We start from the raw sequence: 19,839 nt of genomic DNA on the forward strand, positions 1-19,839 counted from the left end.
TCTGCCTTGTGGCGAGCAGTCTATGAAGTCATTAAAGTGAACTTCACAGGCATGACAAGCATTGAAAATGCTCTGTGCTCAGATTCCATCAGGCGAAGGATCGCTTTGATTGTTGGTTTTTATCGAGAACGCTCTGGTTTACTTATGAAATTTAAACTGCTGTCCAATAAGATCTTCTGGAACTCAATTGGCTCATTACTCATTTGCATAGGTAGCATGTCTTCTCTCGACGCAGCTGAGGATCGTCTTGATGCCGCGCCCGAGAACTCATTTTCGATAGTCGTTATTCCAGACACTCAGGCGTACAAGAGTCGCAAGAGCGTTGACCAGAATGGAGAAGAGATCAGCCAGGTCACGAATCCAATTTTCGAGGCTCACACTGATTGGATTGCGAAGAACCTCAAGTCTCAAAACATTGTGTTTGTTTCTCATGTGGGTGATATCGTCGACAAGAATCGCCAGGATCAGTGGAGTGTCGCCCGGAGTTGTATGGACCGCATCCATGGGCTGGTTCCCTATGGAATTTCTGTCGGCAATCACGATATGACTTCGAAGGGTGACTCAAGTCTGTTCCAAGACAACTTTCCTGCCGCTCGTTATCAAGATGAGGAATGGTACGGAGGAACATTTACTCCAGCAGGCAACAACCCAAAGGTTTCTGGCAATAATGCCAACAGCTATCAACTGTATGAAGCAAGTGGTCGAAAGTTCTTGCATCTGCACCTTGAATGCAATGCCCCTGATGATGTCCTCGCGTGGGCTGACAATGTGTTCGAAGATCACTCAGACCGTATCGCAATTGTGACAACACACATGGGACTGGGCCCCCGCGATAAGCCGAAGAGTAACCAGGAGTTCATTGATGCACCGAAAGGGCGAATGCGGTGGCTGAAGATTCATGGAAAGCGAGGGAACACGCCGGAACAGATGTGGGAGAAATGTTTCTCTCAACACAAGAATCTGTTCATGATCTGCTGTGGTGACCAAAGTCGGACTCAGTCACGCCATGAAGTTGCAGTCGGCGTACACGGGAACTCGGTTCATCAACTCTTGTCGGATTACAGTACCGGCTGGTTAAGAATGTACCGTTTCCTGCCAGATCAAAACGAAGTGCAGGTGATCACATTCGATCCACGGTCAGAAGAGCTCTGTGCAAAATCAAGATACGTGGATGGCCGAGACAATCATCAGTTTCGATTTCCGTTGCCGAAATAGTGCATCTTTCGAATTGGTTTGCGGGATCTGCCTCGTGGCGAACAGCATTTTTGCTAGAAAAATGCGTTCTTCACGGGCACACGGTAGAGCACTACTCTAAAATGAACTGCTCGTCTGCTTTGCTCATGCTTACTCTGATTGATTCCACAGGCGGTGGGGATCGTGGAGAGCTGTCATTTGTTGCAGCAGCAACGCTTCCATCTCTGCCAGCTTTTCTTTGTAAGCAGGGTCGCTGGCGAGGTTGATCTGCTTGGGAGTCGGTTTCGTTCCGACCTGCTTGACGATTTGTGGGGCGTGGTGTTCTGAAAGGAATTCATGCGGGTTTTCAGCGAGGTTGAAAAGCTGCGTCTCGCGGACTTTGCCGTCGAGGACATCGTACTTGATTAGCTTCCAGTCTCCTTTCCTAACGCTGCGCATCCCCGGTTTTGTTCCGCCGCAATAGACTCCATAAAGAACATCACGAATCGTTTGTTGTTCGCCAGTAAGAATCGGTTTGAAGCTGAGTCCTTCATTCGATGAAGGAGGTGCGACGCCAGTCAAATCACACATCGTGGCGAGAATGTCAAGCAGGTAGATATTCCCCGGAGCCCGTTTTCCGGCGAGGATTCCTGGTCCTTTGGCGATGAACGGGACGCGCCAAGTGTGCTCGTAAAGGTTTTGCTTTCCTTGTAACCCGTGTCGGCCGATCGCCATGCCGTGGTCAGCGGTGTAGAAGATGTAGGTGTTGTCGAGTTCCCCCATCTCTTCAAGTTTCTTCAGGACGCGACCAATCTGGATGTCGATGTTTTCATTGCAGGCAAACTCGCGACCCAGCTCGTTGCGGATCGTTTGTTCGTCGCGATTCTTCCAGACTCCGCTGACAGCGACTTCGTCTCGCAAGTTGGGATGACCATGATGGAACGGATGCTCAGGCAGATAATTCACAGGGAGCTGCGGCTGTTTAGGGTTCACAGCTGGAAGTTTATTTTTGTCGGTGTGGTTCGTCGCCCCATACTTCGCGAGGAGTTCGGGTGTTCCGTCTCGTGTGTCGTGCGGATGTGAAAATCCAAAGTAAATCAAGAATGGATCTTCATCGCGAGTTTCGTCTCGTTGCGCGAGGTATTCCAAAACTTGCCTGGCGTGCCAGGGGCTGCCTGTTTCATCGGTTCCGCCTCGTTTGGTTGCATCTTTAACGACTGTGAATTGTGCGTTGGCGGCGTTGTAGCTGTTCCCTTTTTTGCACGTACGCATTGTGTCATACCCGGCGCGGTTGAAAACTGCTGCCATGGTGTTTTCAGCAAGGTCAGGCGGGACTCGGGTTGGGTCAGCGGTATTCGGATTGTTCTTGCTGTTTTTGCGTCGATCTGGAATGTGCCAAACTGTCCGTCCGCTCATGATCATGTGTCGTGATGGTGTGCAGACAGCTCCGACCCAGGCCCCCATGTGATACGCGGCGTCGAGGACCATTCCTTCAGCGGCGAGCTTGTCAAGGTTTGGCGTTTGCAGCTTCGAGGATGGATTGTAGACCTTGAGATCGAAAGGGGATTGATCATCGACCAGAATGAACAAGATGTTTGGTCGCTTCGCTGTTTTCTCCGCAGCCATGCTCACCTGAGCCGTAAAGGAGATAATCATCGACAGCAGAATCAGTCGGGAAGCGTGTCGGAAAAGCAGAGAGTTGTTGAGCATGATCGATTCTCTTGGGCTTCAATCGAGTGAACAGAATTCTCAAATGACTATAACAACTCCGGTCGAGCAAGGCATCGTTCTGGAGTTCCACAGTTGAAATGAATCACCGGAGAGATGCCGGTCTGAGTGAAGTTTGCTGTTAGCAGGCAGCGATCATTTCAAAAACTGAGTCGATTATTGAGTCCGAGAACTGTGCTGGGCAGGGTGGGGCTCGCTTGCACTGTTTGTGGAAATTCGGTCTGCTGTCTGGACAGAATTCACCATTTCAAAGTTCAACTCAATAGGAATCCGGTCTCATGTTTCGATTGTTTTTGGGAGTCCTCTTCAGTGTTGGTTTCGCTGCATTGAGTCTGGCTGCTCAGCCGGTTGTCAGCAATGTTGAATTTGTGGTGGGAGACCTGTTGAAGGTGGAAGGTGGCTCAGCGACTCCGTCCTCGTTTCCATTTAATCGCCCGTTCGGGATCGACTTTGATTCCGCCGGAATGATGTATGTCGTCGAACTCGAAGGAGGTCGGATCTTTCGCCTCGGGCAGGATCATACTCCGGTTCAGATCTCCGGAGATGGCTCCAGAAGCTACAAGGGTGATGGTGGGAAGATCGCGAAAGCGACATACAACGGGATGCACAATCTCGCCATTGATTCGAAAGACCGCGCGTATATCGCAGACTCATTTAATCATTGTCTTCGCGAGATCGATCTGAAAGCGGGCACGATTCGGACACTCGCCGGGAACGGAAAAGCGGGCTTCTCCGGTGATGGGAAGGGGGGCGAAGATGCCCAGTTCGATTACCTGATGTGTGTTTCATTGAACCCTGCTGGCGATGCACTCTTCATTGCGGATCTCAAGAACAGTCGCATTCGAAAAATTGACCTGAAAACCGGCCTGACTTCGACGGTCGCAGGCAACGGAAAACGGGGAGTTCCCAAAGATGGAGCCAAGGCGACTGAAAGTCCACTTGTCGATCCGCGAGCAGTCGCTGTCGATTCGAAAGACAACATTTATATTCTCGAACGTGGTGGTCACGCACTTCGGAAAGTCGACAGCCAAGGACGGATAGAGACCGTCGCAGGGACTGGAGAAAAAGGTTTCAAGGATGGGGCGGCTCTCGAATCTCAGCTGGCATCACCAAAGCATATTTGCATCGATGCTGAAGACCGCGTGATCATCGCTGATGACGCCAACGCAGCGATCCGTTGTTACGATCCGAAAACAAAAACTGTGAGTACTCTCCTTGGTCGAGGTTTCGGCAAAAAAGAGTTGAAGCTGAACCAACCGCATGGTGTCACGATTCAGGACGGAACGCTGTATGTTTGTGATACCTCTAATAATCGGATCTTCAAGGTTAGCTTTGCTGCCGAGTGAGAGTCGCTGAGGGATTTCACACAAGCCTGAAATTCTCGCCATACAAAGAAGAAGATATCGGTCGCTAAGACTCGGCAAGCAAAAGGACCAGTAGTGCAAAAGTGTGATGTGGCGATTGTTGGCGGGGGAATTGTGGGACTGGCGACTGCGTATCAGTTGTTGCAGAAGTCCCCTCAATTGTCTGTTGTTGTTCTGGAGAAAGAATCAGAAGTTGCCTTTCATCAAACGGGGCACAACTCTGGTGTGTTGCATTCGGGAATTTACTATCGCCCTGATTCACTTCGGGCGAAGAACTGCCGCGCCGGGAAGCTGGCAATGCAGGAATTCTGCGAGCAGGAGGACGTCCCTTTTGAATTATGCGGCAAAGTGATTGTTGCTGTCGACAAGATTGAAGAGGAGCGGCTGAAGGGGATCTATGAGCGGGGACAGGCGAACGGTGTCGATTGTGAGATCATCAGCCAGTCACGACTCAATGAAATTGAACCGCACACAGCCGGGATCGCTGCGATTCATGTCCCCGAGACAGGAATCGTGGACTATAAAGTTGTGGCTCAGAAACTGGCAAAGAAGATTCGAGAAGCAGGCAGCAACGTTTGGCTGAATGCCGAAGTGACCGAGATTCGGCACGAGCCAGATCAAGTGGTCGTGGTCTCGAAACAGGGAGAGCTGAAATGTTCTTACCTTGTAACCTGTGGCGGCTTATGGGCAGATCGCGTGATTGAAATGTCGGGGGAGAAAGCTGAGGCTCCGATTGTGCCGTTTCGTGGGGAGTTCTTTGAATTGAAACCGGAAGCGGAATACTTGTGCCGAGGCTTGATCTATCCTGTCCCCGATCCGGCATTTCCATTTCTCGGCGTTCACTTCACAAAGATGATTTCCGGGGGCGTCGAGTGTGGACCGAATGCGGTGCTGGCCTTTGCTCGTGATGGTTACAAAAAGACAAACCTCAATCTCCGCGACCTGTCGAGTTCGCTGGGGCACCCAGGTTTTTTGAAATTGGCGGCCAGCAACTGGCAAACCGGGATCGGTGAGATGTGGCGGTCCTGGAACAAACACGCCTTTGTCAAAGCTCTTCAAAGACTTGTCCCGGAGATTCGCAGCGAGCATCTAATTGCCGCTCCAGCGGGAGTACGTGCTCAGGCAGTCGGGAGAGATGGGAAATTACTGGACGATTTTGTGTTTCAGGAATCGGAACGAATTGTCCATGTTGGAAATGCTCCCTCCCCGGCAGCGACGGCGGCACTCAATATCGGTAAACTGGTCGTCGAACGCCTCAACGTACGCGGTGTGTGAGTATCATTCACACTTAGAGCAGTTTGCACTACCGTGTGCCCGTGGAGGACGCATTTCTCGAGAACCAGTCCGAAAACCTCTGGAATCGCTGTTCTCACAATGATTGAGAGAGCAATTTCAAGTTTCAGGATCAGTTCTAATTATAATGCTGTTCGCCACGAGGCAGATCCTGCAAACCAATTCGAAAGATGCTCTAGTCCGCATGAATGAATATGCAGAGACATCCGGGGCGAAATGAATCAAACACAGAAAATTCAATGAACACTTCTCCTCAACACGATTGCCTGCCTGGACAAGTTCTGACTGCTCATCAGGAATCGGCAACAGTGATTTCTCAACGACAACTCGCTGATGGGACCTACGCTGTGCGCATCGCAGCACCACAAATGGCATCTGCGATCAGGCCGGGGCAATTCTTCATGATTCGCCCCGCGAACGGAACAGACCCGCTTCTCGGGAGACCTTTCGCCTTGTACGACACCGTCGTCGACGACTCCGGGGCTCCAGTCGCCTTTGAGTTTGCTTATCACGTGATTGGCAAGATGACCAGTTTGATGAGTCATTGGTCAGAAGGTGAAGAAGTGGAACTCTCGGGACCATTTGGGAACGGGTTCCCGGTTTACGAAGGTCAGCATTTACTTTGTGTAGGTGGAGGAATTGGTTACACACCGTTTCTGGCAGTCTCCCGAGAAGTTCTCGGTCAGCGAAAGTACGGAAATGATTCCGACCGTTACGAAGGAGCTGAACCTGCGAATCGCGTGACGTTTTGTTACGGATCTCAAACGAAATCAGTCGTTGCTGATCTTTCCGACTTCGGCGACCTTGAAGGTCTGGAAATACAAATTTCCACCGATGATGGAACGGCAGGGCACCACGGGCTGGTGACTGATCTCGTCAACGAGATACTTGCTCGAAGTGGAAGCGAACGGCCAGATGGCGTTTATTGCTGCGGTCCCGAACCTATGATGCACGCAGTTGCCCGAATTTGTGCTGCGGCAAATCTCCCCTGTTGGCTATCGCTGGAGACTCCGATGGCGTGCGGCTTCGGTGCTTGCTTCAGTTGCGTTACAAAAGTCCGTATTGAAAATAACGAGTGGGACTACCGCCGAACTTGCGTCGAAGGTCCCATCTTCCCAGCTGAGACTCTCGCGATTCCCGAGTGACAGCAGGCAATCGGTTCTCGACATTTTAGAACACTTTCGTGTTTCTTGTGTCCGTGAAGAGCGATTTCATTTCATGAATCACTCATCTCCACGAGACTGTTCGTGTACATCTTTTTCAAAACTGCTCTTGAATACTTCGGTGAATGAACATCACGGGAAATGACGATCATCGACAAAGCCGACCGCTCTTGAAAATGGCGATCAGAGGTGGAGTCTTGTTGTCGGCTGCGACCGTTCTGTCGTTGTTTGCACAGCATTTCTGGATGTTCGATTTGCTGACCAGTTTTCATGTGCAGTATTCACTGGCACTCATTCTGGTTGTTGGTCTGCTGCTGAGGCATCGGCGATGGACGTTTTCAGCTCTGGCGGGAGTTGCGCTCGGGTACAATCTTCTGCTTGTCTTGCCAGTTTATCTCCCAGTTCAGCAACCGTTACAGCAGGCATCACAGCAACCATCGTCAGAGGGGCGGTCATTGCGTCTCGTTTCAGCGAATGTTCAGACTTCGAATCGAGATCATGCCGAATTTTTGAAATGGATTCGGAAAGAAGATCCTGACCTGTTTCTCGTCATGGAAGTGGATGATCGATGGATGGCTTCGCTGCGAGAATTGAAGGAGGAGTATCGTCATTCCGTTTCCTTCGCTCGCAGCGACAACTTTGGAATTGCTCTGTTCAGCAAACTTCCCATGAATGCGGAGATCGTCCACATTGGAGTACGGGAGTTGCCATCGGTTCTTGCTCGGGTCCAGGTCGATCATCAGGTCGTGACTTTGGTCGGCACACATCCGCTCCCCCCGGGAGGGAAGAAGCTGTCCGGCTGGAGAAACCAGCAGCTCGAAGCTGTTTCGGAGGTTGTTGGCAGGATCGATGGGCCGAAGATTTTACTGGGCGACTTAAATGTGACACCGTGGTCGCCATATTTCAAAGATGTTCTTGAATCAACAGGCTTGCGGGACAGCCGCGCGGGATTCGGGATTCAACCAACATGGCCAGCCACGAATCCACTTTTCTGGATTCCAATCGATCACGTCCTCACGAGCGATGAGGTGCAGGTTCATGAGCGAGAAATCGGGAGCAACAACGGGAGTGATCACTATCCGGTCGTTGTCGATTTCAGTATCGCACAAGATTGATGCGAGAAAAGAGAGAGGGGTGTTTTTACGGGTTCAATATAAAAAGCCGGACATTTCATCTGTCCGGCGTACAGTCTTGAATACAGCATTCACATCAGCAACTACTGTGCGGGAGCTTTCGTAATCGTGTGAAGATGGGAGACAAGGTAGACAGGTTTGCCGAGTGGGTCTTTCATGACGGGATCGACTTCACCTTTAAGTTCGACAACATCGCCGTCGCTGAGACCTTTTAAGTAGGGACTGGCAGCGAGGGAAAGATGTCCGGCGAACTTGTCTGACTGTTGTGGATTGTCGGAGTAAACGACGCTCCATGTTCCTGTCGGTTCATCTTTGCTGACGACGCCGCGGAGCCACTTGAAATTCTCATCGTGAGCGAACGGTCCAGTTGCTTCAGAAATCGGTTTGTAAGACTTGATGTTGCTGGAGTTCTTCAGCATTGGCAGGGGCATCGCTTTGGGAGCGGAATCATTCTGTGATGGTGCCGGTGCTGGGGAACCGAAAGGGTCGTTTCCAAAGTTCGCCGGAGGAATCGCTTGCATTGGTGGTGCCGCTGGACTGTTAATGTCAATCGCCTCGTCCATTGGAGACGAGTTCGGCGAGATTGGTGAAATCGGAGCGATTGGAGCAGATGCGGTCGGTGGGCTGTAAACCGAGTTTGGTTGCGCCGGCGAATTGATATTGGATTCTCTCAGCCCATTGTCGATCCCGCGAATTGGTTCATCCATCGAGGCGGGTTGAATTTCGCTGGCCTGGATCGGTGGCTGAAATGTTCTGGATGCACTGTTGTTGTAGAACGGGCTTCCATTGGGGCTTGATGGATTGGGGACCGGTTTGTTGATCTCCGTTGATGAATACGGCGGAGCGTCATTACTTGCTCCGCTGGGGTTCGGGATGGGTTGGAGTCCCCCCCCATTGTTTTGATATGTCGGAGTGCTTGTCCCCGATCCTCCGGGGTAAACTCCTCCAGGGACGACAGTTCCGTTCGGAACATATTGCTGGCCTGGCTGAAGTGTTTGAATCGGTGCTTGTTGATAGCCACCGGGGTAAGAACCGGGGTAGCTTGAACCGTAAGGCGAGGTCCCGTAGGGGTTCGCCCCGTAACCTCCACTGTAGGGGCCGGGTCCATAAGCGCAGCCATTCAGTGTGATTAAGCACAAGCTGAACAGCGCCAGTGATAGGGGCAAAGTTGGTTTGATGACCGAACTCATCATCCAAATCCTCGGTCATGGAGGGAAGGGTGCTTAGAGAGGGATCTCTGAAGCAGAGAGAGGAAAAACGAAGGGAAGGAATCAGCTGGTCGATTGAACTCACAGGATGATCGCCTCCATACGAAACCTGTTTTGCTCAATTCGGCCAATCCTGCCGATTGCCTTGGCTGAGGTTGTACCTTGATCGGCAAGAATGTGTCTATAGCGTTTTTTCAGTAAAAATGGCTCTCTTTCAAGAATCCTTTAAGAATTCCACGCCAAATGCCATTTTCTTGCCTGAAGTCGCGGAAACTCCCGCTTGACGATCTTTCCCAAGTCATGGAGAACACTTTTCCCATCAAAAAATCCAATCCTCAGCTGACAGGTCCACTGAATCCTGAAGTGGTCGTGTCATCCTCCACCCTCCATTACGGGGACGAACATGATGTTCCGCCCAAAGTTTGTATTCACTTTCATTTTGCTCGCTGGCCTTGTCGCCCAAGGGTGTACGAACCTGATGGCCCGGCGAGCCATTATGGATTTCTCAGCGAGTCTGGAGTCGCAAGATCTCGAACAGATCCGAGTGGCGACCTCCAGCGACTTTGGATCGAAAGCATTGCGGCAACCGGAAGCGATTTCGGACCTGAAGTTGTTGCGATTCCCCAAAGGGGAAGTACGTGTGATTTCAATTGAAGCGATCGACGAGGTCACGAAAATGGCGACAGTCGCGATCGGTGAGGAAGATAACGCAAAAGAGGTTGACTATAAGTTGACTCTCGATCGGGAGACCGGTCGCTGGGTTGTCGATGACGTCATTCTTAGTCAGGACGATACGACTGGTCGGGAAATTCGTCGATCAGTGACCGATCAAATGGACTTGTTGTTAAGTTGCCGAGAGCTTCTGAAGGATTGGGAATCAGCTCCACGGTCTGTGAAATTGCAACACTGCACCGAAGAACTTCACGAGCATCTTGCCAAATTGCCACCGAACTGGTTCAAACGTCTTTCCGAGGACGCAGTCGGTTCTGGCCGACGGTCCACATTCCGACCGGAAGCTCGGTTAAACGGAGATCATGCGGTCGTCGTTGCCCCGCATCAGGACGGAAGCCTGTTTGTTGAGTATCGAAAAGAGCTCAACAATTGGAAGGTTCAGAATATTGCGATTGAGCCAAAGGGCAAAGGAGATACTGGTGTGCGTTCGCTGATGACTCTGGCAAAAACCTTGAACTCGTCTGCTGAGTTTCTCGCGAGTTTTGCTGCCGGTGACGTCGATCAGCTTGCCGAGACAGCTTCTCCCGCATTTTATAAGCAATCACTTCTCAATGCAGATTTAGATTCCATTCGATTGCCCGTTGAGATGATGATTGCAGATGAGTACGACGCAAAGCAGCACAAGGACCGAACCGAACTTCTCCTCGAAGCGAACGGAACAACTTACATGTTAACTGTACGCACCGTTGACCTCGAGAACGAAGATGGTTCGCCACGTGCTGCGGAGCCGAGAGTGGATGAAGTCACAATTTTTGAAGCCAACGGCTCAGATGTAAAAAAAATCTCTGCCATGTTGCTTTCAAGCTCAGTTGTGGATTTGTATGTCGAAGCATTGCGGACTCGTAACCTTCAACAAATTCGGAGCATGTCGAGTAACGACTTCAATGAACGTGTTTGGAAACTGGAAGCTTCTAAACACTTCAAGATTATGCCTTATCCTCACATCGACGCTGGTGATCCTGAAGTTCTCTCGACAGTATTCCGAGGCGATATTACTGAAATTACCATCGCTCAGGGTGAGACTCCAATGACCTTCATTCTCCGTTTAGGCGAAGGCTGGATGACTGTCGACGACGTCATTATGCCAGCTCACAATCGTCCAGTCTCGTTGAAAGCCAACCTGGAGTTGATGCTTCCGATCCATGCTTTTGCATCCGGCGTGAACCGCGGAGATGTGGATGAAGCCTCGAAGTATTCAGACAGCGGGCTCGATCAAATGATCTGGAGACAGTTGAATTACGTACCTGATTTTTCCAAGCAGATGGTGCGGCCATTGATGAGCGAAGTGATGCGGATTTCTCCGAATCAATCGTGGATTGTTGTCCATACCAGCGACGGCACGATTTCATCCGAGATCAAGATGGTCCGCAGAGGGGAACGCTATGTGGTGCATGATGTTTCCATGATCAACGAGGCTTCACCAACGAAACAATTTGCCTTTCTCCAAACTGCCCGGCAAATGATCGCTGCCGGTCAGCTTCTCCCCAAGGGAGCGACAAAAGCACCAGTCATTCAGGCATCAAGATCAGTTCAGGCAGAAAGCCTTCCAACTCAACAGCAACAGCAAGTTGCTCCATACACGGGCATCCCAGACTCCCGTTACGAGCAATCACAATCGCTCATGGGGCAGGAGTTCATCCAGTCACCTGAACCACCAGTCACGCACCAGGATGGCAATCGTCATAGCTCCTTCGAACCAATTTCGCCCGACCTCTACGCTCGTTAGAGCGGTTTGCTCTGCCGTGTGTCCGTAGTTCGAGAGTGCGCTATTGCACTCTCGGATGTTGGTCTTCAGCCTTGAATATCGGTGATCTTGATCTCTGAAGTCCCTCGCCATGATTGGTGAGAACAGGTCCATTTGATCGATGTTCCCGGCACAGGGGGACCGAGTCTCCGAACCCGTAAAAACGTCAATCGGCAAGGCCGCTTTCGGATCTGGCGACCTGATTTACGTTCAAAAACGATCAACCATGAGCGGAAAGCCCCAGAATCGAAACTTCTGGATGAGAACTTGGCGACAACTGCGGCCTTTTGATGTAGAATCGGGATAAGACGTCGCGTTGGTTCCCCTTCACTTTGCTCGGCCGCTTGCTGTTGCCTCATGACTTCAGACTCGCAATCGCTGTCTTTCAAACCCTCTGGACATGTTCAAGCTGACCTGAAAAAGCTTGGCAAGTACCGGATCGTCCGTCGAATCGGTGCTGGCGGAATGGGGACGGTCTATCTTGCAGAGGACACACTTCTTGGCCGCACGGTGGCACTGAAAGTCCTTCCTAAAGAGCGCGCCGAAAATCCGATTCTCATCCGCCGCTTTCAATCTGAAGCGCGGGCCTCTGCGATGCTCACTCACGATAATATCGTCAGTGTTTTCGATGCAGATCAGGCTGATGGGTATCTTTATATCGCATTGGAATTCGTCGACGGGATTGATCTTCATCAATGGATGAAAAAGCGGGAACGTATCCCCGTCAAACGATCGATCAACATCATTAAGCAAGTTGCCGCTGCTCTTCAACATGCACATGAGAAGAAACTGGTTCACCGAGACATCAAACCAGCGAATATCATGATCGCCAAAGACGGGACCGTCAAACTGGCTGATATGGGTCTGGCCCGTTCCATCGACGAGACACTGGACACCACCATCACCCGGGCGGGAACAACCGTTGGCACAGTCGATTATATGTCACCGGAGCAAGCTGCAAACAGTAAGCATGCCGACATTCGCAGCGATATCTATTCGCTCGGCTGTACCTGGTTTCACATGTTGACAGGTACGCCTCCTTATCCGGAAGGGGATCTGACCAATAAGTTGCGGGCACATTCGGAGAAGCCGATTCCCGATCCGCGAGACTTCAACGACAGCGTGAGTGAAGCGCTGGTTGCAGTCATTCACCGCATGATGTCCAAGAAGAAACAGGATCGCTACCAGACACCGGATGAACTTCTGGACGATCTCAACAATACTCCCAATCTGGAGGCTGATTCGAACCAACTTCTCGCCACACTGCTGGCTGAGGAGGAGGACGATGAAATGTCTTTTTCCAGCGAAGACGATGACTCGCTCGACTTTGTCGTCCAGGAAGAGACTCAATCAAAACTTCTCAAGAAAAGTGAATACCCTACCGCTCCGTCCACGAGTCTGAATGTTCCTAAGCGAGGCAAGGAGAAAGCAGAACAGTCTGACGACAAGTTGGGGGCCCAGCAGAAACAACGGCCGCCGAAAAGAACTCAAAACGAAGAAGAGTCTGCCGAGCCCGTCACACAGGAAACCCCGATTCATCGTCAACCGCTTAAGCGTGTTCGCAGTGCTGAGGAACTTCACGAACCAGAGCCAATTGCCCCAACTCCACGCAAACGGAAGTCGGCCCCGGAAAAAAAGAATGCTTTCAAATCTGACAGTAAAAAGTCTGCTAAGAAAAAGAATTCACAACGACCCAAAGAACAAAACAAACCGCAATCAATAAAAAATCCCACGAAAGCGAACCCCGCGAAGAAGAAAAAAGCTGCGCTGACCTCGAAGTCTCTCGGCAAAGAATCGAGATCATCGAAGAAGTCTGCGCCAGTCTCAATTTCGCTGGACTGGAGAAAGGCTGGGGGGATTCTGATTGGGATCGCAGGAGTGATCGCGTTGTTCTTCTGGGGCTATTCAAAGTTTGGAGGAGATTCCGGAATCCCGCTGGTGAATCCGTATGACGAAACCTCTGAGAACGGCACCTCGAAAAATTCGCAGGATCTCGCACTGAACGAGGAAGGGGTTTCCTCAAAGTCAGAGAAAGACCGCAATCTTCAAAACCAATCAGGGAACTCGCAGACAACAGGAGATCGCGATGCTCGGCAAGGTCTTCCTCCACGCTGGGTGATTGCCGATCGTGAACGCCCCAAGGACACCAATGTCGAGAGATTCCGCGTCCAAAGAGGACAGAAAGGGCGTTCGACATTTTTGAATCTGAGTCAAGCGATCCACTCTGTCAGTGATCGGTCCTGCAACATTGAGCTTCCTCAAGAATTGTACGATGACCTTCAGCCGGTCAGTCTTTCGCTAAAAGAACGGCTTACAATCCGCGGTGGCGGAGAAGGCTCTGTTCTGACCTATCGTGCTATCTCTCAGGAGGAAACGGAACTCCCGAAACCATGGTTGCGAGTTGAAGGAGGGGCTCTGGAACTTGTCGGGCTGAACTTCATGATTTCAAATTCGAGTAAACATCCGTTGGAGTTTCTCCAGCTTGATGGGACTGATTTAATTCTCCGAGATTGCACCTTTACTTCCCTTTCCGATGCCTCCACGACGCTCGCTGCGATTCAGGGGAAATCCTCAAATGGCAACCAGATTCTGATCGATAATTGCCTGATTCGTGGAGACCATTTCTCCGCGGTGAATATCAAGCATGTCTCTTGCGATCTGTACTGCCACAATTCATTGCTCATTTCAAAGAGCGATCCTCTCGTGCGCGTTGGAGTCGGACCCGGGAAGGTCGACCAGCATCTTCAAATTTCGAATAGCACATTTTGTGGTGGGACTGCGGGGATTCAGTTCGTCGGACAAGACCAAGGTCAGTCATTCGGGAACTGTCGTCTTGACTGGCAACGATCCATTTCCATCGGACAAGCGGCTCCGAGCGCAGCGATTCAACTGGTGAATATCCCTGCGAAAGAATCGACGAAACAGGTCTCGCTGAAGACTCAACACGTTCTGTTTTTCAATCAGCCAGTTCTCACAGAAGTTGTCGTGGAGAACGTCTCAGTCGAATCGGTCTTGAATGTCGAGAAATGGAAATCATTTTGGAAGACCACTCTCCCCGGCAGCGATGTCATAGAAGTTGAACAAGCGGGCGACTTGTTCAAAAATCCTGTTCTTGTCACCGCTGCCGATGTCAGCGAGCGATTGAAAGAATTCCTCGAACCAGGTGCAGGCGAACGCTCTCAGTTAGGTGTCGACTTTGAATCTGTGGCAACCATCGAACCGGTCGCTGTCGAGCGTCAACAAGTACTGGAGAAAATTTCTCATCAAGTTGCTCAACATCAGCCAATGGTCTTCAAGGGGAAGACAGTCCGATTCGATCTGAGTCGGGCAGATCGCTTCCCCAAGTTTCTTGCTAGCCCTGAATGTCCCGATGGAACGACAGTCATCTGTTATGGAGCGGGTGTGCGGACACTTCCTCCTGTGACACTGACGAACCGGAGGCTGCGAATTCGATTCGAACAATCTTCCGGAATGGCTCTCACGGTCTCGCCAAAATCAGTTGCTCAAGCTGCACCGATGTTTCTGGTTGAGGGTGGAGAGGTGCAAATCGAAGAGGCTCGTGTTGAATTAAGAGCCACGAATACTGAATCACCTTCTCCACTCTTCCTGAAAGTGCGTCAGGGAGGCAGCGTTCAAATTGTTCGGTCCCAGATTTCTCAACGGTTCAATAAAACGAACCCGAGAACTCTGATTGCATTCGAGGCCAATTCGACTTCACAGCACAATTTGGTTTCGATTGAATCTTCGATGCTCAGTAGTCCGGGCCCACTCGTTTCACTTGACGCCACCAACCAGTCAATCCAACTTGTGGACTCGATTCTGGTTTCAGGAGCTGACGCAATGACGATGAAGGGGGAGACTCCGGTTGGTTTCGTGGATGTCAAACAATCGACATTCAGCCATGCCAAAGCGGCTTTCGCAACAACAGGCTCGCAACAACCGATTGTGGTCTTTGTCTCTGATTCAGTGTTCGCTCCATCGATTACCGATCCCAGCGAGTCTTCTATTCTAAAAAGTGATTCGTTGAAGACGCTTCGGGCAAGCCTTCAGTGGTGGGACATCTCCTGTGCGTATGCTCCACAAATACAAACTCCAATTCTGGTTCCCGAAGAGCGTTTGCCTGGCTCGTTTCCAGTTGCCTGGAAAAGCTTCTGGGGCCCACATCATGTTATGAACCCGCTTTACGGACCAAGGGCGATTATCTTTGACAAGAAAATCGATGATGTCGACAAATTGGCTCCGCAGGATTTTCAGATCGCTGGCAGCAGCGAGTCTGCAATCTGGTCTGCAACTGGAACCCCCATCGGGGCTACCATTTCAACCATCGGGCCACGAGAGGGCGGGAACTCTGCAGAGAAAAGTTCGAAACCCGGACGAGTCAATACTCCGAAAGGGTTTTGATGACCGAGGCGAAAGGACTTTCCTCTGCGCCAGCTCAACGTTTATTGAAATCTGTTTCAATGCGTCATCTTTTTGTCGCTGCGATGAAGTCCGCGAGAGTTAAGATGTTCCGTGTATAAGTTCGCGTGTCAATGACTTTACTGACACCATCGAAATTCTTCATGCTTCCATCTTCGACCCAAGCTCCACGTTGATCGAGAGAGCGGATTACCTTTGCTGTCCGGTTTGCTAGATTCTCACTCATCTTCGGTGCTCTCACGGAGCGAATCAGGGATCTTTTGGAAGGGCCGTTGCTGCGCAAAGTCTGGTATTGCTTTTCCAGCCTGTCCAGTTTGGATCTGACTTTAAAGCCGTAATGAGTCGGCAGGTCGTCATCGGTGTAAACAAGTTTGTAATCGCGAGTGAAATACAACGGTTTGTCGGTTCCCATTTCGTAAAAACGTGCCAGCTGACCATCTTTAAATTGAATGGAACGATAATACTCGAGAGCCCGAGGGATCGGTTTCAGAAATCGTTCTTCTCCAGTTTTATCGTACAACAGCAGCAGGACTTCCATCGCACCTTGCGACTCCAACCCGCTGATGGCAGGTGGCTCAAACTTTCGTGCCCATTCCGGTTGCATGCGTTCATTGTATTGCTGAGCCCAGCCCGGTTGAGGTTCAGGAAGTTGGGCGAGAATTAAAAAATCTCCACCCCGTTTCGCTGCGTCAAGCCATTGCTCGTCTTCGTAAATTTCGTAGGCGATCAGCATCAGCCGAATCAGGTCGGAGATAGTGTTGTCGTTGAGTGTGTAGAATTTCGAATAAGAAATCTTTTGGTATTCCCGACTCCATGAGTCGGGAAAGCTTGCTTTGAGTTGAGCGTTTTCATTTTTTGGTGTCTCTTCAGTAAATCGCTGTGGCCATGCTCCATTGGGATATTGCGCATCGACAAAGGCGTTCAAGGCATACATGGCTGCTTCGTGGATTTGCTGATTCTTAAAGTCTAACGCCTGATCTGTGAGCATTAAGCACTGAAGAGACGATTGCGATTTATTGTCATCGAATGTGGAGTAATTTCTTCTATTCTTTGAGTCTGTTCGAGGGTCGACACGATAGGCGTACCGAGGTCGCAAGTCTGGATCGAATTCGATGTTTTCTCCCCAACCACCAGACTCAAGTTGACCACGGATCAGACCGTCCGCTGTTTCCAGCATGGCTTCTTTGAAGACAGGCAAGTTGGTCAATTTCCAGGCACGGACGTAAGCCATCCCTACTGCTCCTGTCGCTGGTGGCTCGATCCACGCTTCGCGAGGTCCGACGCGATTTTCACCTTCCCGTTTTTTTAAATCGGAACTGACACGATAAACCGAACCTCCTTGAACACCGACGTTTTCCCGGTAAAAACGTACCGCCTTCTGAAGTGCCTCTTCCGCCTGCTCCTGTGAGGGAAAATCCTGAGCGTTGACAGTGCTGAAGCTCGACACAATCAGTACAAGAGTCATGTGAAAAACGGACTTCATTGGTTTTCTCATCTTCTTTTGATTCCATTTCATTTGCCACACACGTATGATCGCTCTTTGATCCATTGAGTCAACTTCATAACCTGTTCTTTAAGGCACGATGTCATGTCTGATGAATCCAATTCTCCCAGCGTAGCGACAACAGAGGCGAAACCGAAACGAAATCCTGTAGAACGTGTCGCCGTTTGGGGATTGATCGGGATTATGGTCCTCTTCGTCTGCACCGAGGGGATCGCACGTTTTGGATACTCGATGACGCTGCCCAGGCTGCAAAAACGAATCAATGAAGATGACGGGGTAGACCCGAGACCACTTACGGTTGAAGAGGCAGATACACTCGTCTTTGGTTTTCCAACGAAGACCGTGGAAGGCCAAAAAGTCACATACCGCTGGAAAGGACTCCTCAAAGATTTTGGGGCAATTCACCTTCCTTACGACGAAGATAATATCGTTCTCACTTTAGTGACTGACGCTCCACCTGAAATTGAAGAGAAAGTCGCAGCCACTGGTGAAGATGAAGAGGAGTCAGGACCTGATCCGTCGATTGAAGGTGCCCCGGTAGGAGATGCAGCTCCGGGAGGTGATGGCGATGGGGAAACCGGTCGTCAGAGAGGCGGTCGAGATTTTGATCCAATGGAGCTTGATGCCGATGGAGATGGAAAGCTCAGCAAGGAAGAAGCTCCTGAGAGAATGCAGCAAATCTTTGATCGTATCGATACAAACGGCGATGGTTTTGCAGATGCTGAAGAGTTCGCTGCCATGCGGGCTGCTCGTAAAAATCGAGGAAGCGAATCTCCCGCAGCAGAAGGCAGCTCTCCAGAAAAAACGAAGAAAGAATCTGAAGCAGCAGAGAAAAAGGCAGAACCAAAAGACGCCACAACCAAACCCGCAGAAGAAGCCGCTGCTGAAAGTGAATAGTCTCGGACGCGAAAGCATCTCGAGTATTGGTTCTCCAGAGCTGGCTTGTTGTGAGCAGTCTGTCAAGTTGTGAAAGCGATCTTCCCGGTCATCCAAGGGTCGTCCGGGAAATATGACTGAACAGTTCTAAAATTCGCGGCATCCAGCCTTGGTGTTCCGGTTTCATGACACAGGCACGCAGGCAAGTCAGCTCGGATTGATCCCAGTTCTGGATGTCACTATTTTCTTCAACGAGTTTTCTCGGCAGTGTGACAAGAGCAAAATGCAAATTGGCTTCTGCCGCCGCCTCGAAAATTTCTCTCGCTTTTCCAGATGACTCGGAGGCACTTTCTGTGCGAACGCTCCAGACAACGATATCAAGATCTGGTGTGACAACGGGTGTATAGAATTCGGACTGGTTGAGCCACTCGTAGAGCTGAATCGCTGCACTTCGAGCAGACTCCAAACCTGTTGAAAATTCACCATGTGGTTCTAACGGAAAACGTTGCAGCGTGGCCCAAAGTGCAACTGCAGAAGCACCTGCGCGGGAGCATTCGAGCGAAATCTCTCCAAGGTGAAGTTGATCACTTGTAAAGTATGTGTATGGAGAATCGTGCTTATACACTCTCGCAACAGCGGGATCTTTAAAGAGGACGCAGCCGCAACCGTATGGCTGAAGTCCATGCTTGTGTGGATCAATGACGATGGAGTCAGCCCGGTTCATGAGTTCGTACTGACGCGTTGCGTACTCAGAAAGATTTTCCGCCAGTTTGAAATACCCGCCGTAAGCAGAGTCGATATGAATTCGAAACTGGTACTGCTCCTGTAAAGCAAGGATCTCTTCGAGCGGATCAACGGCTCCGAGGCCGGTTGTCCCCAGGGTGACAACAACTGTTCCGACGGAATTTTTGTCGAGCACTTCTTGAAGGGCAGCAGTTCTCATGCGTCCGTGAGTGTCGCTTTCGATAATCCGGCAATCCATCCCCAGCAGTGATGCACACCGTGAGTGTGTATAGTGAGCTTGGTCGGAGACCGCGATGAGCCGGTTTTCAGTCAGCTCTCGTGAAACCCACAACGCTTCCAGGTTTGCGACAGTCCCACCGCCGCATAGATGACCGAGTCCGTTTTTCCATCCGATCATCTCTGCGATTTGCTGAACGGCATCCTTTTCCATTTCCGAACTGGCACGTCCCCCATCGAGTGCATGGTTATTCGGATTGGTGCTCATCGCCAGTGTGTAGGCCAAGTGAGCAATCGGATGCGGAGGCTTCATCATTTGCCCCAGATACATGGGGTGTTGATACGGGTAGTTGTTGTGTAGTTTAATAGCGACCCGCTGCAGAATTGGATCTAGGTTTTTGTGGTTTGATGAATCCTCAACTTCTGGAAGTGAGTCAAAACCAGACTTCCAGGTTGCAGCTGCACGTTTCAGAATTTCTAGAGTCTCGTTGTCCAGATTCATGATTGACTGATCTTCACGTTACGTTCACGGCATATATCGA

General features: G+C 50.6%; 12 protein-coding genes. 8 read left to right on the forward strand and 4 right to left on the reverse strand.

The features are described from left to right. Positions 1 to 216: 216 nt before the first annotated feature. Positions 217 to 1,215, forward strand: a complete 999-nt coding sequence (locus Mal48_RS22060; RefSeq protein ID WP_197441910.1) for a metallophosphoesterase — start codon at positions 217 to 219, stop codon at positions 1,213 to 1,215. A 129-nt stretch (positions 1,216 to 1,344) separates the two neighbouring features. On the opposite strand, the gene Mal48_RS22065 is transcribed toward Mal48_RS22060, so the two are convergent. Then, a complete protein-coding gene (locus Mal48_RS22065) occupies positions 1,345 to 2,883 on the reverse strand; it encodes a sulfatase-like hydrolase/transferase (RefSeq protein ID WP_145205028.1) in 1,539 nt (512 codons plus the stop codon). A 296-nt stretch (positions 2,884 to 3,179) separates the two neighbouring features. Here Mal48_RS22065 and Mal48_RS22070 point away from each other — a divergent pair, with 296 nt between their 5' ends. The 4 genes from Mal48_RS22070 (at position 3,180) to Mal48_RS22085 (ending at position 7,836) form a co-directional block, all read left to right on the forward strand. Then, positions 3,180 to 4,247: an NHL domain-containing protein gene (locus tag Mal48_RS22070; RefSeq protein WP_145205030.1), complete on the forward strand. Its 1,068-nt coding sequence runs from the start codon at positions 3,180 to 3,182 to the stop codon at positions 4,245 to 4,247. 93 nt (positions 4,248 to 4,340) lie between these two features. Further along, on the forward strand, positions 4,341 to 5,540 hold the full coding sequence (gene lhgO, locus Mal48_RS22075) for an L-2-hydroxyglutarate oxidase (protein WP_145205033.1): 1,200 nt from the start codon (positions 4,341 to 4,343) through the stop codon (positions 5,538 to 5,540). A gap of 257 nt (positions 5,541 to 5,797) precedes the next feature. Beyond that, on the forward strand, positions 5,798 to 6,703 hold the full coding sequence (locus tag Mal48_RS22080; RefSeq protein ID WP_145205037.1) for a dihydroorotate dehydrogenase electron transfer subunit: 906 nt from the start codon (positions 5,798 to 5,800) through the stop codon (positions 6,701 to 6,703). Between the two features lie 143 nt (positions 6,704 to 6,846). Beyond that, a complete protein-coding gene (locus Mal48_RS22085) occupies positions 6,847 to 7,836 on the forward strand; it encodes an endonuclease/exonuclease/phosphatase family protein (protein WP_145205040.1) in 990 nt (329 codons plus the stop codon). 101 nt (positions 7,837 to 7,937) lie between these two features. Here Mal48_RS22085 and Mal48_RS22090 read toward each other — a convergent pair whose 3' ends face one another. Beyond that, complete coding sequence (locus Mal48_RS22090) at positions 7,938 to 9,047, reverse strand: hypothetical protein (RefSeq protein ID WP_145205043.1); 1,110 nt, start codon at positions 9,045 to 9,047, stop codon at positions 7,938 to 7,940. A gap of 418 nt (positions 9,048 to 9,465) precedes the next feature. On the opposite strand from Mal48_RS22090, the gene Mal48_RS22095 reads away from it, so the two are divergent. Together Mal48_RS22095 and Mal48_RS22100 are read left to right on the forward strand one after the other, a co-directional pair. After that, positions 9,466 to 11,520 carry a hypothetical protein gene (locus Mal48_RS22095; RefSeq protein WP_145205046.1) on the forward strand — a complete coding sequence of 685 codons (2,055 nt, stop codon included), beginning with the start codon at positions 9,466 to 9,468 and terminating at the stop codon, positions 11,518 to 11,520. 375 nt (positions 11,521 to 11,895) lie between these two features. After that, complete coding sequence (locus tag Mal48_RS22100; RefSeq protein WP_145205049.1) at positions 11,896 to 15,939, forward strand: serine/threonine protein kinase; 4,044 nt, start codon at positions 11,896 to 11,898, stop codon at positions 15,937 to 15,939. Positions 15,940 to 16,003: 64 nt separating this feature from the next. Here Mal48_RS22100 and Mal48_RS22105 read toward each other — a convergent pair whose 3' ends face one another. After that, on the reverse strand, positions 16,004 to 17,440 hold the full coding sequence (locus tag Mal48_RS22105; protein ID WP_197441911.1) for a pectate lyase: 1,437 nt from the start codon (positions 17,438 to 17,440) through the stop codon (positions 16,004 to 16,006). Positions 17,441 to 17,545: 105 nt separating this feature from the next. Here Mal48_RS22105 and Mal48_RS22110 point away from each other — a divergent pair, with 105 nt between their 5' ends. Beyond that, positions 17,546 to 18,358 carry an EF-hand domain-containing protein gene (locus Mal48_RS22110; protein ID WP_145205055.1) on the forward strand — a complete coding sequence of 271 codons (813 nt, stop codon included), beginning with the start codon at positions 17,546 to 17,548 and terminating at the stop codon, positions 18,356 to 18,358. Between the two features lie 88 nt (positions 18,359 to 18,446). Here Mal48_RS22110 and Mal48_RS22115 read toward each other — a convergent pair whose 3' ends face one another. Continuing rightward, positions 18,447 to 19,799: a pyridoxal phosphate-dependent decarboxylase family protein gene (locus tag Mal48_RS22115; RefSeq protein ID WP_145205058.1), complete on the reverse strand. Its 1,353-nt coding sequence runs from the start codon at positions 19,797 to 19,799 to the stop codon at positions 18,447 to 18,449. Positions 19,800 to 19,839: the final 40 nt, after the last annotated feature.

The organism is Thalassoglobus polymorphus, assembly GCF_007744255.1.
Classification (GTDB): Bacteria; Planctomycetota; Planctomycetia; order Planctomycetales; family Planctomycetaceae; genus Thalassoglobus; species Thalassoglobus polymorphus.

Excerpts from the sequence above, each read along its gene's own strand:
- Mal48_RS22080 (WP_145205037.1), top strand. The coding sequence starts at position 5,798 with ATGAACACTTCTCCTCAACACGATTGCCTGCCTGGACAAGTTCTGACT.
- Mal48_RS22115 (WP_145205058.1), bottom strand. The coding sequence starts at position 19,799 with ATGAATCTGGACAACGAGACTCTAGAAATTCTGAAACGTGCAGCTGCA.
- Mal48_RS22090 (WP_145205043.1), bottom strand. The coding sequence starts at position 9,047 with ATGATGAGTTCGGTCATCAAACCAACTTTGCCCCTATCACTGGCGCTG.
- Mal48_RS22060 (WP_197441910.1), top strand. The coding sequence starts at position 217 with ATGTCTTCTCTCGACGCAGCTGAGGATCGTCTTGATGCCGCGCCCGAG.
- Mal48_RS22085 (WP_145205040.1), top strand. The coding sequence starts at position 6,847 with ATGAACATCACGGGAAATGACGATCATCGACAAAGCCGACCGCTCTTG.
- Mal48_RS22065 (WP_145205028.1), bottom strand. The coding sequence starts at position 2,883 with ATGCTCAACAACTCTCTGCTTTTCCGACACGCTTCCCGACTGATTCTG.
- Mal48_RS22100 (WP_145205049.1), top strand. The coding sequence starts at position 11,896 with ATGACTTCAGACTCGCAATCGCTGTCTTTCAAACCCTCTGGACATGTT.
- Mal48_RS22105 (WP_197441911.1), bottom strand. The coding sequence starts at position 17,440 with ATGAAGTCCGTTTTTCACATGACTCTTGTACTGATTGTGTCGAGCTTC.
- Mal48_RS22110 (WP_145205055.1), top strand. The coding sequence starts at position 17,546 with ATGTCTGATGAATCCAATTCTCCCAGCGTAGCGACAACAGAGGCGAAA.
- Mal48_RS22095 (WP_145205046.1), top strand. The coding sequence starts at position 9,466 with ATGATGTTCCGCCCAAAGTTTGTATTCACTTTCATTTTGCTCGCTGGC.
- Mal48_RS22070 (WP_145205030.1), top strand. The coding sequence starts at position 3,180 with ATGTTTCGATTGTTTTTGGGAGTCCTCTTCAGTGTTGGTTTCGCTGCA.